Origin of the sequence: Sphingomonas sp. Sph1(2015) (assembly GCF_001970915.1) — a bacterium.
In the GTDB taxonomy this organism is placed as follows: Bacteria; Pseudomonadota; Alphaproteobacteria; order Sphingomonadales; family Sphingomonadaceae; genus Sphingomonas; species Sphingomonas parapaucimobilis.
The window spans coordinates 1-16,366 of the sequence record NZ_MQUI01000010.1; the positions used below are offsets into that span (position 1 = coordinate 1).

The window sequence follows — 16,366 nt, forward strand, 5'->3', positions numbered from 1 at the left end:
CGAACCGGCCTCGTGCCAGTATCGTCACATGACATCGTCATGGCTGTAGGCCTTGCTGCTATCCAGAAAGGCCAATCCGTCCCCGGTTATGCCGCCATCAGCAAGGTGACCGCGCAACAGCGCTTACGAGCGACGAAAGTCGGATGGGCACCAGGCAGCAGATACCCAAAACTCATATCCTGGCGGCGCTCTATCGAACGATACATAAGTACGGCGTGAAGGCCGCGGATTGTGCGGTTTGGGGTGAGTGCGGCCAGTGCGGTGCGGTGGGCGGCGCGTCAGCGGAATCCGGGAAAGCCCGCGGCCAAACCACAGGGCGGTGACACGCGCTCAGCCGCGACCGAGGCCAAGGCAGTGCGGATCTGGGCGCTGTACGAAGCGGCGTTCGATATCACCCTTGCCGAATTGCGCGTGGCGCTGGCCGACGAGGGGATCGCGGTGGCGGTATCGACGCTGTGGCGGTTCTTTGCGCGCCACGGGCATATGCGCAAAAAGAGACCGGCCATGCGCAGGCACAGGATCGCCCCGACGTTCTGAGCGCCCGCGAGGCCTGGTTCGACGGCCAGCTCGACCTTGACCCGGAAAAGCTGGTCTTCGTCGACGAAACCGGTGCCAGCACGAAGATGGCGCGCCGCTACGGACGTGCCCCGCGTGGACAGCGGCTGCGCATGGCCGTGCCGCACGGCCACTGGAAGACAATTACCTTCGTCGGGGGCTTGCGGCTGTCGGGCATGACCGCCCCGCTCGTGATCGATAGCCCGATGACCGGGGCGTGGTTCGCAGCCTGGGTCGCCCAGGTGCTCGTTCCGACGCTGAAAACCCGGCGATGTCGTGATCCTCGACCACCTGCCTGCCCACAAGAGCGCTGCGGCTCGAACGGCGATCGAGGAACGTAGTGCCCGGCTGCTCTTCCTTCCGCCCTATTCGTCCGACTTCAACCCGATCGAAAACGCCTCTGCCAAGCTGAAAGCGCTCCCGTGTAGAGCCTGGCCCATAGTGTATTCTTCCACTCGCTTGCGGATAATGCACCATCAATCGCCGGGACCAAACATCGGGTTGCGCCACGCGAATGCGAGGAACTGGGACTCCTCGGCCTTGCTGAAATTGTCGTCCGCCTCAACAATAAGAGTTCGGCGACCATCCCGTAGTCTCGGCCCCCAGGCCATACCCTCAAGATTGTCGATTTTACGACCCTGATACCGCTCCGGCAGGTCGAGCAGCACCGCGCGGGTCATTGGGACAGCCGGGCAGGATGTCAGTGCTGGACAGGACAGGATATCGGTCGTTCGATCGGCGATGCCCGACAGAACGATCCTGGCCATGACGCCCTTGCGCGCATCAAAGGGAAGGATGCGCTCGATCGACAAAAAATGCCGGTCGTCGATCGCCAGCAACTCGGATACGCTATATCGCCCGCCGGGTACCTCATACAGATATTGATGAAGCGGCTTGCCGCTCTTCGGGTCGAAGCTGGTCAGCCGGTGGCGCATGACCGTGTTGGATTCGCCATCGGCCTGGTCGTCCTGATAGGCGGGTGCCTCGTTAATCGCGTAGACTGTGCCCTGCGGCCCGACCGCCAGTCCTTCGATCACCCCGTTTGACACCGCGCCGAGCGTTCGGTTGTCGTCGTAGAGATACGCAGCCGGCAGCGAAAAGCGGCGCAGGATGCGTCCCGTCGCATCGCTCTCATAGATGGCGGGTTGAACGCGCCGGGCGGGGTCGGCACTCCAAGTCCCCTCCGACGACCAATAGACGTTGTTTCCACGGGCATGACGAATAGCCTCGGGGTCGACCACCGAGCGATCGGTGGGGAATGGCGTGCCATGGGCGTCACGCAGCGACACCTGCCCGTTCAACCGCACCCGCATCCGGTGGCGCACCGGATCGAGCGTGATCGACAGCCGGTAAAAGCGTGGCGGCCGTCCGTCGCCCTTGTCGTCCGAAATGGCAAGATAGTCACCGCCAGGCAGGCGGTCGAGCCCGGACAATCCACCCACCGCGATGCCCTGAAGGCGAGTGTCATGGGGGATCGCCGTCATGCCAATCAGTGTCAGCTCCGGGACCTTGGCCTGCTCCGCCATGGAGGATGCTTGCACGAACCCGGCCGCCAGCATCGCCACCACACCCCGTATCGTCTTGCGCGTCATCATCTGTTCCCCCGCCTCATGACCAAAATCCGGACGCAACGGGGCTTTCGCGCCGTTGCGTCCGGGCCGTTCCGTTTCGAAGACTGTATCAGAACTGGAAATGGACGCTTGCGATCAGCGTGCGCGGATTGCCGAAATTGAAGAAGCCGCCATTGCTCGTGGCCGTGCCCAGATTGGAAAAATAGGCCTTGTTGAGCAGGTTGACGACGTTCAGCTGGATATAGGTCTTTTTCAGGCCGACCCAGTCCATGCCGATCTGGGCATCCAGATCAACCAGCGTATAGCCCGCCGCCTTCACGTCGTTGACATCGGTCACGAAGCGGTCGCCGACATGCTTGGCCGACAGTCCGATCACGCCGAACGGCAGGTTGACCTGCGCCCGGCCGCCATATTGCCAGTTGGGCGTATCGACCAACGACTTGCCCTTCGTCGCAATGGCCACTTTGCCGGTCGCGGCGTTCATGACATCGTCCTTCAGCGTGGCGGTCATGTAAGACGTGAAGCCGTAGAGCGACAGCCATTTGGTCGGACTGATCGACAGCGAGGCATCGATGCCCTTGCTGTCGACCGCGCCGACATTGCGGGCGGTGCTGATCGTCCCGCCGCCCTCTACCGGGGTAGTCACGTTGACGATGCGATTGTCGTAATGGATGTACCAGCCGCCCAGCTGCGCCTGCGCGATCCCCATGGTGTAGCGAAGACCGAGATCATAGGAGTCGGTCCGCTCGGGCCTTGCCTCATCGCCGAGCGGGCGAACGACCTTGTCGTCATAGGCATAGACTTCGGTGCTCGGCGCAGAGAAGCCCTTGGTATAGCTGCTGAACAGGCTGAGCACCGGCGTCATCTGCCAGGTCAGGCCGACATTGGGCAGGAGCGCGCGATATTCCTTGATGCGACCCGTATAGGGCGGCGCGAATTTCGCGGTCCGGCTGTCGGCCTGGACCTGCGCCTGGGTCTGCGACGTACAATAGGCTTCGTTGCTGCTGCCCGGAATAGTGTAGCAGTAATTGTTCATGTTGCGCCGGAACAGTGCGGCGCGCAGGCCAACCGTCAGCGATAGGGAATCGTCGAATGGCTTGCCGCGATATTCGCCCGACAGCTGATGCAGGATCGAATAGGTCAGGCGATGGCGCTTGTTGAGCCCATGACCGGCTGCATCCAGCATCGCATGGGGATTGCTGACATCGCTCGTGCTGAAGGGCAGCCAGGGCGTACCATCGGGGCGCAGATAGCTGGCCTCGCCAGTCTGCAGCGTCCGGGCGCGATCCCAGGTATAGGCCAGGCGCAGAAGGTTGTTCGGATCGATATCATACCGTAGGCCCGCGATCGCGATCAGGCGGTTGGTCAGGGTATTGGACGGGTAATAGGCGCGGACATAGTCCAGCGTATCGCCATCGCCGTTGAGATCGCGGCCTTTGGCAACGCCCGCCCCGATACGCCCGAACTGGTTGCCATTGGCTCCCTTCGCGCCCGCATTGGCATCGCTTTCGGCAAACACCGTCGAGCCGCCGCCATTGGCGCGGGTATAGGTATAGCCGCCATCCAACGAGAAGGTCACGCGGTCCGTCAGGGTGAACAGACTGTTGAATCGGAGATTGCCGGTATCGACCGGGTTCAGGCCGATCTGCCGCGTATTGGTGCAGCTCGATCGGTCGTCCTGTACCGTGCCGTTCGCGGCCTGAAGCTGCGACGGAAGCGCACAGATGGGGCTTTTAAGATAGCTGTTGCTCTGGTCGGCGAACAGCTTGTCGAACTGGGCACGGGTCAGGTCGACCCGAACCGGCCCGTTCGTGGATGCCGGATAGGGATTGCCGAGCACGCTGTTGATGTTGGCGAGCGAGGGCGTGCCATAGCCGTTGTTGCGATGTTGGTACCAGAAGCCGGCAAGGGACAGGAAGTCCTTGCCACCCAGAGGCTGATAGATCCGCGCATTATATTGGCTCTTGCGGACATTGGCGTAGCGATAGAGATCGTAGCTCTGGCTGCTGGCCGAAACCCAGGCGCGCGTTCCGCTGGACGTCAGATCACCCGTGTTGATCAGGCCGAAGACGCGGTTCATGTTGCCGCTGCCATGCGAATAGACCGCCGTCGCGCTCATTGCCTCGGTCGGCAGGATCGTGCGGTAATTGACCGTACCGCCCGCCGCGCTGGCTGTCGGCGAGTCCACATCGGTCGACCCGAAATTGACGTTGACCGATTGGACCAGTTCGGGATCGATCTGCTGGTTGGCATAGATGGCATAATTGCCCGCATCGTTGAGCGGCAGGCCGTCAAAGGTAAAGGCGATGCGGCTGGCGTCGAAGCCGCGCATGCGAATGCCGCCGCCATTGCCGCCATAAGGGTCGCCCGCGACATAGTTGACGCCGGGCACCAGGTTGATCGCGTTGAAGATCGACTGTCCCGGCACGGTGTGCTCGATATAGTCCTGCGTCACGATCGCACGCGCCTTGGGCGAGTTGGGCAGTTCCATGACCACGGACTTGCGCACCCGCTGGGCCGTCACGACGACATCGTCCTTGGCCTGATCTTCGGCGGCGATTGTGCCAGCCGTCTGGGCAAGTGCCATTTGGGGGATCAGGGCGCACAGGCAAACGCCACCGATACCGGCCAAGCCGGTCCAGTTCTTGTTCAACTATTCCTCCATGGGAGATTTGGGAGAAGGTCTCCTTATGACCAAGGTTTTTCACATATGTGACAATGTTCACATGCAAATGTGATCGAGCTGAGGCGTCTGCGCTTTCAGCACGCCTGCGCCATCTGACCTGATGGAATCCGGTCAACCCCAGCAGGCCGCCATCGTCCGAACGAACGCCTGCTCCCGGAAGGTACGAGTGTGAGCGTGAATGATCTTTTCTGGATCATGCCGCAGCGAAAGGGCAGGAAGCCCCCCCGACGACATCAATGTGGCAGAGTGGAGGTGTTACACCGCTGAGGGAGACGTCCCTGTCAGAGGTTGCCACGACCGGTCTGGATATCGTCGAACAAGATTTCTACGCGCATGGTCTTGCGCGTCGCAACTGGCTGCCAACTATCGCGTGATATGCGATCTGATGCTGCGGCTCAGCGCACGTTTCTGTCAGTTTGACGTGTTGGCACCCAACACGTCGCCCGCCACCGGCGGCGTTGTTGTTTACGGCATACGCCACCAGTTGCCGAAACATTCATCCGCAGGCTGAATGAGCCGCAAACTGTTCATCTGAAAGCGGGGAATAATCATATACCCGCTCCGGGCCTTCGCCTTCATTCAGGCAGAACGGCGGTTTCAGGCAGCACGACCCGCCGCCCCGTTTGACAAAGGCTTCCCGGCCCTGGTTATCCAGATGCGACCCTCGCGTCCCAGAAGCAGCGGGATGGACATGGCAATTGCCATGCCCATCCCTCGGGGCGATCCGTGACTTGATAATGCCGGAGGCTGATCGCGTTACGCCTTCAGACCCTTCGCCATGTTCAGATGCGCCGTCACGGTCGGGATCAAATCGCTTGCGAAGCTCTTGAGCGCCGGGGCGTCACCCGTCGCCGCATACCCCTTCAGCGCATCCAGCGTCTGCTGGTGGCCCGATGTCTGGGCCGCGATATAGGCCTGGTCGAAGGCGGTCCCCTTCAGCGACTTCAACTGGTCCAGTGTGGCCTGCTGCTGCGCGTTCAGCGTCGCGTCCGGTGTGAGCGCCGGCGTCATCCCGGCGGACAACGCCTTCAGCTTCGCGGTCGAGCCGGTATGGGCGTCGATCATCTTCTGCGCATAGGACTTCACCGAGGCCGAGGCACCATTGGTCAGCGCGAGCCTGGACGTCTCGATCTCGAAGGCGTCGCTCGCCGCGGCCGTGTTCACGAAGCTCTGCGCCGCGCCCATGGCGGGGGTTTGCGCCGGGGCGGGCGCGGACGCGTCCGCCTGGTTGTACGTATCGGCACTGTTCATCGCGGCGGTCGACGCATTGTCCTGCTTCTGGCCACAGGCGGCCAGCGCAAGCAGGGCAGTGGTGGCGATGAGGGTCGAACGGATAGTCATGGCAAACCCCTGAAAAGACGACACAGATGCTGTCTAAGCGTCTGTCGGGCGATGACGTTCCCGCACCGCCCGTCTCGCCGGGAGAGTGGACCCGCAGCGCGCTTGCGTCGTTGAAGCGGACATCGTCGCATCCGACCAGCGAAGGAACCATCCGATGAGCATTTTCGGCAATATCCTGAACAAGATATTCCACCATGGCAGCAAGGCCGAAGCCGCGCCTGCGCCGTCACCCACTCCGGCCCAGGCGCAACCCGCACCGGCCGCGGCTGCCGAACCGGCTCAGGCTCCCGCCGCCGTCCCGACCCCGGCGGCGCAGAATGTCGATGTCGGCGCGGTCCTGTCGGAAATGGCATCGATGAAGGGCGGCGGGGGCAATTATCAAAGCTCGATCGTCGATCTGCTGAAGCTGCTCGATCTGGATTCGAGCCTGTCGGCGCGCAAGGAACTGGCCAACGAACTGGGCGTGCATGCCGCCGAGGACGGCTCGGCCGAGCAGAATATTGCGCTTCACAAGGCGGTGATGGCCAAGCTGGCCGAAAATGGCGGGATCGTGCCCGACAGTCTGCGCAACTAAAATGACGGACAGAGGGCGGCGGCCCGAGCGACCGCCGCCCCCTTTTCGTCAGTCCCGGAACAGCAGAGGCGCCATCGCCTGAAGGCTGCGCCGCCACGTCTGGAATTCGTGGCCCGTATCGGGTGAGACGTAGAAGACGTTCCTGATCCCCGCCGCCGTCAGTCGGCCGCATTCGCGCGTGGATCGCTGCGCGGGCCACCGGGCGGGCCGCTGCGACCACCCTCCAGTTCACGGCTGCCGAAGCTGACGAAGGTCAATTTCACCTTGTCACGATAGCCCGGCCACGCCTTCACATCGTCGGGCGCCACGGTCCCGCCGCTCAGCAGGCCGATATAGGCGAAACGATCGAGATGCCTGGGGGCGATCAGCTTGGTCTCGAAGCCGCCCATCGACAGCCCGGCCATGGCGCGGTGGCGCTGGTCGGACAGGGTGCGATAATGGCCGTCGACATAGGGGATCAGTTCGTCCAGCAGCACGGTCTGAAACGGGCGGATGTCGAAACTCGCCAATCCGCCGGGCGCACCGGGGCGGATGTCGTTGGTCATGCCATAGGTCATGACGATCAGGAACGGGCGCGTCTTTCCGGCCGCGATCAGATTGTCCATGATGAGGTTGGCATGGCCCTGGTTGGACCAGGCCGTCTCGTCCTCGCCCCAGCCATGCTGGAGATACAGCACCGGAAAACGATCGCGCGTGTTCCGGTCATAGCCGGGCGGTGTGTAGACAAAGGCGCGTCGCTGCGTCCCCGTGCTGGGCGAGGGGAACAGGATCCGTTCGACCCGGCCATGCGGCACATCCTTCAGCGCATAGAAGTCCGCGTCATGCGCCGGGATCTCGATGCCGCTCTCCCAGCGGGTCGAGCCATAGAAGTTCAGCGTCCCGGGATCGTTGAAGGTGCCGCCATCGACCGTCAGGTGGTAATAATGAAATCCTTCGTCGAGTGGTCCCTCCGACGTTCCGGTCCAGCTGCCGTCGGGGCCTTTGCTCAGTATGGTGCCGCCGCGTCCGCCCAGGCCCAGGCTGACCTTTACCGTCCTGGCATCGGGAGCGGTGATGCGGAAACGCGCATAGCCCTGCGAATTGACCTGTGGATAGGACTGGCCCGGCTGGTTGAGCGACGAGGGACGGAAATCCTCGATCACCGCCGATGGGCTGGTCGGCGGCGTGGTCTGAGCAGGGGCCATGGATGTGGCCGTCATCGCCGTTATGGCAGCCGCCAGCAGGATCTTCATCGATCGTCCTCCCTCGTCATCCGTTGGTTCATTTCGACCATGCCGGAGCCGATATGGTGCCGTTTATGACCGGACCAGACAAGGCGCACCGGAAGAAGATGATGAGAAGACAGTGGCTTGTAGATGAAATCCTTTGCGGTGCCGCCAGGCCCGGCGATGGGATGATAGCGCGGACATCCCGGCCCATGGGCCGACCGCCGTCGTCCATGTGGTAGAAGACTACCAACCATTCCCGCAAAAATACCAGGAACGGCTTAATCTATCATAAGTTGTACCCGGCCAGATCGGTCGCATCCTTGCCGCCGGTCGCATGGGAGCAACCGGATGGCCAAGATCCTCGCAAGCATCGGCATCGCGCTCGTCGCGGTGGCATGCACCCCGCCTTCGACGCGGATCGCCACCGGGCTGGAGCGCTATGGCCTCGACAGCCAGCGTTCCACCTGTGTCGGCCAGCGGCTGGAGCGCAACCTGTCGCTGGGGCAGCTGCAACAGCTGGGCAATGCCGCTGCGGCCTATCGCCGTGACGATCCCAATCCCGGCCAGTTGACCGCAGGGGATCTGATCCGGGTCGCGGGCGAGATCAAGGACCCCAAGATCGCGCTGGAAGTCGGCAAGGCGGCCGCCACCTGCGGCGTGGCTCCCTGACACCCTTTCCCTTTCATTTTCGGAGACGAACGATGAACAAGCATGAACTGCACGGCAATGCGCGCCATTTCGGTGGCAAGGTGGAAAAGGCGATCGGCGATGCGGTCGACAGCCGCGACTGGAAGGTGGCGGGCGTCACCGATCAGGTCGCGGGCAGCGCCGAGCATCTGTTCGGTCGTGCCCAGTCGGTCGCGGGCGAGGTCGCCGACGCGACGCCCAGCCTGATCGAGGACGCGCGCGAGCGGATCGGCGACGCCACCGATCGCTCGGTCGCGGCCGCGCGTCGCGGCTCGGAAAAGGCCGTGGATGCGGTGCGCGCCAATAACGGCAATAACGGCGTGGTCTGGGCCATCGCCGCGGCGCTGGGCGGCTATGCGCTCGCCGCGCTGATCCACGGACGCCGGGACTAAGGGCTGGCGCCTTGGCCCCCTCGCTCGCCACCCTGCGGGACACCGTCGACCTCCGGCACCTGCGACAGATCGTCGCGGGGCTGGACGAGGGGGTGATCCTGGTCGATCCCGACCAGAGCCTGCTCTGGGCGAACGATGCCGCGCTGGCGATGCACGGGGTCGAGCGCCTGGAGCAGCTGGGCCGCACGGTGGACGAGTATCGCAGCCGCTTCCGCCTGCGCTACCGCAACAACCACCGGCTGGAGGCCGACGACTATCCGGTCGAGCGGGTCGCGGCGGGCGAGTCCTTTTCCGAGGTCGTGGTCGAGGTCGCGGTCGAGGGCGAGAAGGACCCGCGCTGGGTCCATCAGGTGCGCAGCCTGGTCCTGAACGATCGCGATGACGGCGAGCCGACCTGCGTCGTCCTGGTCATTCAGGACGTCACCGCCCGCTATGAGGCGGAGGACCGGTTCGAACAGTCGTTCAATGCCAACCCGGCGCCTGCGATCATCTGTCGCCTGGCCGATCTGCGCTTCGTCAAGGTCAACCAGGGCTTTGTAGAGATGACAGGCTATGCCCGCGATCAGATATTGTGCCGCACCGTCTATGACATCGACGTGCTGCGCGGGGCCGAGCGGCAGGAACTGGCGAAGGAGCGTCTGGCCGAGGGGCGGACGATTCCGCAGATGGAGGCGGAACTGGCGCTGCCGGGCGGCGGGACCAAGCTGGTCATCGTGGCGGGCCAGCCGATCGACATGGGCGACGAGCCCTGCATGTTGTTCACCTTCGCCGATCTGGAGCCGCGCCGAAAGGCCGAGTCGGCGCTGCGCCATAGCGAGGAGCGGTTCACCCGCACCTTCCAGATGGCGCCGGTGCCGATGGCGATCGGCGCGCGCGACGGCCATGTGCTGTGCGAGGTCAATGCCAGCTTCGCCGAACTGACCGGATATGGCACGACCGAGATCATCGGGCGCTCGCTGGCGGATGTCGGGCTGTGGGCGAACGACGCGGCCCAGGTCGAGATCGAAGCGGCGATCGACGATGGCCGCGACCTGCGCGGGGTCGAGGCGCGGATCGTCGCCAAGGACGGCGGGTGCAGCGACTGTCTGGTGTCGACCGAGCTGATCACGCTGGGCGGCGATACCTGCGTCCTCTGGGCATTTCAGGACATCACCCAGCGCAAGGCGACCGAGCTGGAGCTGGTCGAGGCGATCGACGCGGTGATGAAGGATACCAGCTGGTTCAGCCGGTCGATCATGGACAAGCTGGCCCGGTTGCGCGCGCCGCAGGACGAACTGGGCGGCGCGAGCCTGGACGACCTGACCGCACGCGAGCGCGAGGTGCTGGGCCTGATCTGCCGGGGCATGGACGACAAGAGCATCGCGCGGGCGTTGGGCGTGTCGGGCAATACCGTGCGCAACCATGTCGCGCGCATCTACGCCAAGATCAGCGTGAACCGCCGTACCGCCGCCGCCGCCTGGGCGCATGCCCGCGGCTTCGATGGCGAGGGTGTGCTGGGGCGACGGGAGATGCCGTCATGACGGACAAGACTTTCAAGGATCCGGTCGATCGCGTGCGTCACGCCAAGGGTGCGGCACGCGAGACGATCGGGAAGCTGATCGGCGACGACACCGCCATCAGTCAGGGGCGCAAGGAACAGGAGGCGGCGGCCCGGCCCAAAACGGCCGGTCCCGCCCAAGAACCGAAAGAACAGGAGTGAATATGGCTACGCATGTAACGCCCGGCTATGCGCCGGTGGAAGAGGGGGCGATCGTCCGCGGGACCCGTCGCATTTCGTGGGGCGCGATCTTTGCCGGTGTGGTGATCGCCGTCGCGGTCCAGCTGGTGATGGGCATTCTTGGCACCGGCATCGGCCTGTCGATGGTCGATCCGGTCCAGGGTTCGACGCCTGGCGCGGCGGGCTTCGGCATCGGCGCGGGAATCTACTGGCTGATCACCACGATCGTCGCGCTGGGCGCGGGCGGCTATGCCGCGGCGCGCATGTCGGGCGTGACCGAGAAGTTCGACGCGCTGGTCCATGGGCTGGTCGTGTGGGGCGTCACGCTGATCCTGACTCTGTATCTGCTGACCTCGGCGGTCGGCGGGATCATCGGTGGTGCGTTCCGTACCCTGGGTTCGGTCGCGGGGGCCGCCGGTTCGACCGTGGGCGCCGCTGCTCCCAAGGTGGCGCAGGTTGCCGGTGTCGATGAAACCGACGTGCGTGCCGAGGCCGCCAAGTATCTGACCGACACGCCCGCCGATCCGGCGCAGATGACCCCGGAACAGGCGCAGAAGGAAATCGCCAAGCAACTGCCCGCCATGGCGCGTGGTGGTGCGGATGGCGCACGGGCCGAATCGCGCGTGGTCGACATCGTCGCCGCGCAGCGCAAGATCAGCCGTGACCAGGCCCAGGCCCAGGTGAATCAGGCCAAGGCCGATTTCGTCCAGACCAAGAACGAAGCCGTCGCCCAGGCCAAGCAGGCCGCCGATGCCGCCGCCGGGGCCGGTGCGAAGACCTCGTTCATCCTGGTGCTTGCGCTGCTGATCGGTGCCGGTGCCTCCGCCTTTGGTGCAACGGCGGCCAGCCGCCGTCGTCTGCGCTGAGTGCCCGCGGCGGGCCAGCGTATCAGGCCCGCCGCCCCCCCTTTTTTGGAAGAGGAGATCGTCATGACCAGGAAGATCGCTCTGGGTGCTACCCTGTTCGCCGTGCTGACCCTGTCGGCCTGCAACACCGTGAACGGCGCGGGCCGCGACCTGCGCTCGGCCGGTGCGGCCGTGTCCGACGCCTCGGGCCAGGACAAGCCGAAGAAGTAACGGGACCGGGCAGGGGCGTGAGTCCCTGCCAATCCTCCCCGGAACGGGGAGGGGGACCATGCGAAGCATGGTGGAGGGGGCGTGCCGCGAGGTGCGCCCTTTACCGCATCCCCCCTCCACCACCGCTGCGCGGCGGTCCCCCTCCCCGTACCGGGGAGGATTTTCTTTGCCCCTCCGGCGCCTCATCCGCCTCGACCAGTTCGACCACCTCGAACCGATACCCCACCCAACCCCGCTGCCGCACCGCCTGTGCCATGGCGGCATCGTTTGCCATCGCCGCCTTGCGCGACTTGGCGTGGCCCCAGAACACTTCGGTCTTGCCGCCGCCCAGATCGGCGACGATCCGCCAATAGTGGGTAAAGGGCTGCGATGTCGGGCCGATCGTCTTCACATAGCCATCGGGCATCGTCGCGATCAGATAACGGTTCCTGCGTGCCATGCCGCCGCCATAGCGCAAGGACGCCGCGACCTCATCCCGCTTGACGCCCGCTTCGACCTCGGCTTAGCGATACGACGCCGGAATGATCCGGCGATATGATCGCGCCGGTTCTCCCGACAAGGGAGATTAAAAGGGAACACGGTGAGGGGGCTTGGCTCCCCAAATCCGCGGCTGTCCCTGCAACTGTAAGCGGTGAGCGGTGATGCACGGATCGGCCTTTTCGGGCGATCCAGCCACTGGGGCAACCTGGGAAGGCGCATTCGTCCGCGATGACCCGTGAGCCAGGAGACCTGCCGGCGTCAGGTCGCTCATGCCCGGTCCAGGGGATGGTCGAGGCTAGGTCTGTTCCGACGAGCGACGCCATAAGTGGCGGAGGCGCATGGGTGGCCCTGTGGAATGCGGAAAACGGCGTGCCGCACGCTGGGCACCCGGCCGTTCGGCAACGATCGGAAGGCCTCGGCTTGTTCGCGACAAGGCGCTATGAGTAATAAAATGATATATCATAACAGATTCGGACAGGTTCCTCTGGTCCTGTGGGGTGGCGTGGCGCTTCTGCTGGGGGCGACCGAGGCAAGGGCGCAAAAGGCCGAGGAGCAGGGGGGCAATGCCACCGTGCTGGTGATCGGCACGCGGGGGAAACAGGCGCTCGACACGCCCAATGCCACCGGCAGTCGCCTGGGCCTGACACCGCTGGAGACGCCTGCGAGCATCGCTTCGCTCGATGGCGGGACGATCCGTGCGCGCGGCGACTTGTCGATCGTCGAGGCGGAGACGCGCGCGCCCGGCCTGTCTAGCGTCGCCGATCCGGGCAATGGCGGCACCGCGCTCGCCGCGCGGGGCTTTTCGGGGCAGGGATCGGTGCTGCAACTGGTCGATGGCGTGCGGCTGTTCCCGGCGGCGGGGACGATCACCTTTCCGACCGACCCCTGGATGGTCGAGCGGATCGACGTGCTGGGCGGTCCCGCCTCAGTCCTCTACGGGCAGGGCGCGCTGGGCGGCGCGGTGAATGTCGTGATGCGCGCGCCGACCGCCCAGACCCATGGCCAGGCCGAGATCGGCTATGGCGCACAGGATAGCTTTCGTGCCGCCGCCGGGCTGGGCGGGCCGCTGACCCCGACGCTCGGCTACCGTGTGGATGCCAGCTATCGCCGGTCGGACGGTTATGTCGACCGGGGCCGGTCGGAGAGTGTCGCGCTGTCGGGCACGCTGCGCTGGACGCCGACCTCGACGCTGGCGGTAACGGTTCGCGGCGATCATGGCGATCAGCGGCCCATGGCCTATTTCGGCACCCCGCTGATCGACGGGCGGCTCGATCTACGGGTGCGGGATCGCAACTATAATGTCGGCGATGGGCGGATGCGGTTCCGCGACGACCGCGCCTCGATCCGGGTGGACTGGATGCCGAGCGCCTCGGTCAGTCTGTCCAACATTGCCTATCTGCTGACCAGCGACCGTTTCTGGCGCAATCTGGAAAGCTATTGCTGGGTGGGTGCGAGTGGCGCGTGCGCGGACGGATCGACCGGCACGCCGGGGACGATCCGGCGGAGCAGCAATTACGGCATCCGTCATGACCTGACCCAATGGGGCGATCAGGCCAGCGCGACGTGGCGCACCGGGATCGCACCCGGCGTTGCCAATGCGCTGGTCGTCGGGGTGGATGCCAATCTGGTCCGCTTCACCCATGAGAACGACTTCGACTCGGTCGGACAGGTCGATGCGGTCGATCCCTTCGCCTTCGACCCCGGCCGTTTCCTGGATACGCAAGGGATCGCCCCGCGCTACCGCACCCGCACCACCGCGCTGGCGGTGTTTGCCGAGGACCGGGTGACGCTCGGCCCGAAATGGTCGGTGGTCGGCGGCGTGCGCTATGAGGTGGATAATGTCCGTCGCTGGACCGTCGCCACGCCCGACCGCTTCGTGCTGGAAAAGACCTTCCGCAACGCGACGTGGCGTGCGGGGCTGGTCTATCAGCCGGTGCCGACCCTGTCGTTCTATGCCCAATATGCCACCGGCGTCGATCCGCTGGGCACCCTGACCACCGTGTCGACCGGGCAGGTGCAGTTCAGCAATGCGCGCGGCCATCAGGTCGAGGCGGGGGCGAAATGGCTTTTCGCGAACGGCCACGGCACCGCGACGCTGGCGGCGTACCGCATCGTCAAGACGGGGCTGCTCGCCCAACGTACGCTGTCGAGCCCGGTCGAGCAGGTCGGCCAGCGCTCCTCCCAAGGCGTGGAGGCTGCGGTGACGTTCGATCTGCCGCAGGGCTTCGGGATCGATGCCAACGGCACGCTGCTGGATGCGCGGTTCGACGATTTCCGCTCCGGCGGCGTCGATTATACCGGCCGGACTCCGCCCAACGTGCCCGAGGCGCTGGCCAATCTCTGGCTGCGCTGGGATGCCTCGGCGAAGGTGCAGGCGCGCGCCGGGCTGCGTTATGTCGGGCGACGCTTCTCCGACAATGGAGAGGCATTCCGCATTCCCGGTTATGCGACGGTGGACACGAGCCTGTCCTATGCCCTGACGCCACATCTGGCGGTCGATGTGCGCGTCTATAACCTGTTCGACAAGGCCTATGCCGTCACCGCATACGGCGACCAGCAATGGATATTGGGCCGCCCGCGTGCGCTGGACATCGGCGTTCGTGCCGGGTTCTGATCGGCCTTGGGGGAAGGCGGCCCTGCGGCTTGCCTTCCTCACCCATCGCTGGGTCGGGATCGTCACCTGCCTGTTCTTCGCCATGTGGTTCGGAAGCGGGCTGGTGATGCTCTATGTTCCCTATCCCTCGCTCACACCGGCAGAGATTTGGCAGGGCGCGCAGCCGATCGACTGGGTACGCGTCGGGCAGCCTCCGATGGTGCCGGATGCCCGGCGGATCACGCTGGAAATGCGCGACGCGGCGCCGGTCTGGCGGATCGAGAGCCCTGACGGCGACACCCGCATCCTGTCGGCGGAGGGCGGCGCGGTCGCCCCTGTCGATGCGACGCTGGCCGCACGCGTCGCGACCCGCTTCGCCGGACCGGTTCGCCAGGTCGAGCGGATCGCCGACGATCAATGGACGGTGGCGGGCGGATTCGACCGGCATCGCCCCTTGTGGAAGGTTGCGCTGGCCGATGCGGCCGGGACCGAACTCTATATCTCCAGCCTGACCGGGCAGCCGGTGCAGCGGACGACGCGGGTGCAGCGCCTGTGGAACTGGCTGGGCTCGGTGCCGCACTGGATCTACCCGACCATCCTGCGTCGCGACCGCGAGGCTTGGCGGCAGGCGGTGATGTGGATCGCCGGACCCTGCATCGCGGTCGCGCTGACCGGCCTGTGGATCGGCATATGGCGGCTGCGCGCCGGGCGGCGGCGCTATCGGGGCGGGCGGATGACGCCCTATCGCGGCTGGATGCTGTGGCATCACGTCAGCGGGCTGGCAGGTGGCGTGATGCTGACCACCTGGATCGTCAGCGGCTGGCTGTCGGTCGATCCGGGCCACGCCTTTGCCGGGGGTGAGGCGCCTGCGGCGGTGATGGGGACCTATGCCGGGCGGGCCGGGGAGCTGCACGACCTTGCCCGGCTGGCCCGGATCGTGCCGGATGCGCGCACCGTCGAGTGGAGCGGGGACGCCGGGTTCGCGCGGATCGCGATCGACCGCGCCTCGCCGCATCCGCGCTGGCTGGAGCAGGCGACGCTGGCCCCCGCCCGGGCGGGTGATGCGTCGCGCGCCGCCATGCTGGTGCCCGGTGGACGGCGGGTGGCGCGCGAATGGCTGGCGCGGCCCGACTTCTACTGGACCGACGCGACGCGATTGCCGGTCTGGCGGTTGCGGTTCGACGATGCGGCGGCGACCTGGCTCTATATCGATCCGATGAGCGGTGCGCTGGTCGAGCGGCAGGATCGCACGCGGCGCGCCTATCGCTGGGTTTATACGCTGCTCCACACCTGGGACTGGCCGTGGCTGACCGCGCATTATTGGGTCTGGACCGGCTGGATGTGGCTCTGGTCGCTGGCCGGGCTGGTCCTTTCGATCAGCGGTGTCGTGCTTGGGCAGCGGCGGTTGCGCCGCCCCGCGCGCGGGAAAGGGTGAAAAGCGCGCCATCGGGGTTGGCGTCTTGCGTCCGGCCCGCTTAAGTGGACG

Annotated in this window: 14 protein-coding genes, 1 pseudogene and 1 riboswitch; of the genes and pseudogenes, 10 read left to right on the forward strand and 5 right to left on the reverse strand. The window is 65.4% G+C overall.

Features of this window, described 5'->3' with window-relative positions:
• Positions 1-234 precede the first annotated feature (234 nt).
• Positions 235-975, forward strand: a pseudogene (locus BSZ14_RS20015) (IS630 family transposase); the annotation flags it as partial.
• A gap of 56 nt (positions 976-1,031) precedes the next feature.
• Here the strand turns inward: BSZ14_RS20015 and BSZ14_RS06115 are convergent.
• From BSZ14_RS06115 to BSZ14_RS06125, 3 genes are all read right to left on the reverse strand, one after another.
• Complete coding sequence (locus BSZ14_RS06115) at positions 1,032-2,114, reverse strand: esterase-like activity of phytase family protein (protein ID WP_089413595.1); 1,083 nt, start codon at positions 2,112-2,114, stop codon at positions 1,032-1,034.
• A 121-nt stretch (positions 2,115-2,235) separates the two neighbouring features.
• Positions 2,236-4,779: a TonB-dependent receptor gene (locus BSZ14_RS06120; protein WP_076710254.1), complete on the reverse strand. Its 2,544-nt coding sequence runs from the start codon at positions 4,777-4,779 to the stop codon at positions 2,236-2,238.
• A gap of 789 nt (positions 4,780-5,568) precedes the next feature.
• Positions 5,569-6,153, reverse strand: a complete 585-nt coding sequence (locus BSZ14_RS06125) for a DUF4142 domain-containing protein (RefSeq protein WP_042487625.1) — start codon at positions 6,151-6,153, stop codon at positions 5,569-5,571.
• A gap of 154 nt (positions 6,154-6,307) precedes the next feature.
• Between BSZ14_RS06125 and BSZ14_RS06130 the strand changes: the two genes are divergently transcribed.
• On the forward strand, positions 6,308-6,727 hold the full coding sequence (locus BSZ14_RS06130) for a DUF3597 family protein (RefSeq protein ID WP_076710255.1): 420 nt from the start codon (positions 6,308-6,310) through the stop codon (positions 6,725-6,727).
• A gap of 158 nt (positions 6,728-6,885) precedes the next feature.
• Here BSZ14_RS06130 and BSZ14_RS06135 read toward each other — a convergent pair whose 3' ends face one another.
• Positions 6,886-7,959 (reverse strand): alpha/beta hydrolase-fold protein, encoded by a 1,074-nt coding sequence (locus BSZ14_RS06135; RefSeq protein WP_198930460.1) that lies wholly within the window; start codon positions 7,957-7,959, stop codon positions 6,886-6,888.
• A 324-nt stretch (positions 7,960-8,283) separates the two neighbouring features.
• Between BSZ14_RS06135 and BSZ14_RS06140 the strand changes: the two genes are divergently transcribed.
• The 6 genes from BSZ14_RS06140 to BSZ14_RS06165 all read left to right on the forward strand — a co-directional run bounded on the left by BSZ14_RS06140 (position 8,284) and on the right by BSZ14_RS06165 (position 11,807).
• Positions 8,284-8,604 carry a hypothetical protein gene (locus BSZ14_RS06140; RefSeq protein WP_042487616.1) on the forward strand — a complete coding sequence of 107 codons (321 nt, stop codon included), beginning with the start codon at positions 8,284-8,286 and terminating at the stop codon, positions 8,602-8,604.
• Positions 8,605-8,636: 32 nt separating this feature from the next.
• Positions 8,637-9,014, forward strand: coding sequence for a CsbD family protein (locus BSZ14_RS06145; protein WP_076710256.1), 378 nt, complete (start codon positions 8,637-8,639; stop codon positions 9,012-9,014).
• An 11-nt stretch (positions 9,015-9,025) separates the two neighbouring features.
• The gene (locus tag BSZ14_RS06150) at positions 9,026-10,534 is read left to right on the forward strand and encodes a PAS domain S-box protein (RefSeq protein WP_076710257.1); all 1,509 of its coding nucleotides are present in this window, start codon (positions 9,026-9,028) and stop codon (positions 10,532-10,534) included.
• A complete protein-coding gene (locus tag BSZ14_RS06155; RefSeq protein ID WP_042487607.1) occupies positions 10,531-10,713 on the forward strand; it encodes a hypothetical protein in 183 nt (60 codons plus the stop codon). The genes BSZ14_RS06150 and BSZ14_RS06155 overlap by 4 nt, the downstream gene beginning before the upstream one ends.
• 2 nt (positions 10,714-10,715) lie before the next feature.
• Positions 10,716-11,597, forward strand: a complete 882-nt coding sequence (locus BSZ14_RS06160) for a hypothetical protein (RefSeq protein ID WP_076710258.1) — start codon at positions 10,716-10,718, stop codon at positions 11,595-11,597.
• Between the two features lie 63 nt (positions 11,598-11,660).
• Positions 11,661-11,807 carry an entericidin A/B family lipoprotein gene (locus tag BSZ14_RS06165; protein ID WP_076710308.1) on the forward strand — a complete coding sequence of 49 codons (147 nt, stop codon included), beginning with the start codon at positions 11,661-11,663 and terminating at the stop codon, positions 11,805-11,807.
• Between the two features lie 100 nt (positions 11,808-11,907).
• On the opposite strand, the gene BSZ14_RS06170 is transcribed toward BSZ14_RS06165, so the two are convergent.
• On the reverse strand, positions 11,908-12,246 hold the full coding sequence (locus BSZ14_RS06170) for a hypothetical protein (protein WP_241823662.1): 339 nt from the start codon (positions 12,244-12,246) through the stop codon (positions 11,908-11,910).
• 88 nt (positions 12,247-12,334) lie between these two features.
• Positions 12,335-12,558, forward strand: a riboswitch (cobalamin riboswitch).
• 231 nt (positions 12,559-12,789) lie between these two features.
• Here BSZ14_RS06170 and BSZ14_RS06175 point away from each other — a divergent pair.
• Positions 12,790-14,901, forward strand: coding sequence for a TonB-dependent receptor (locus BSZ14_RS06175; protein WP_241823663.1), 2,112 nt, complete (start codon positions 12,790-12,792; stop codon positions 14,899-14,901).
• Positions 14,888-16,315, forward strand: coding sequence for a hypothetical protein (locus BSZ14_RS06180; protein ID WP_076710260.1), 1,428 nt, complete (start codon positions 14,888-14,890; stop codon positions 16,313-16,315). Before BSZ14_RS06175 ends, BSZ14_RS06180 begins: the two co-directional genes overlap by 14 nt.
• Positions 16,316-16,366: the final 51 nt, after the last annotated feature.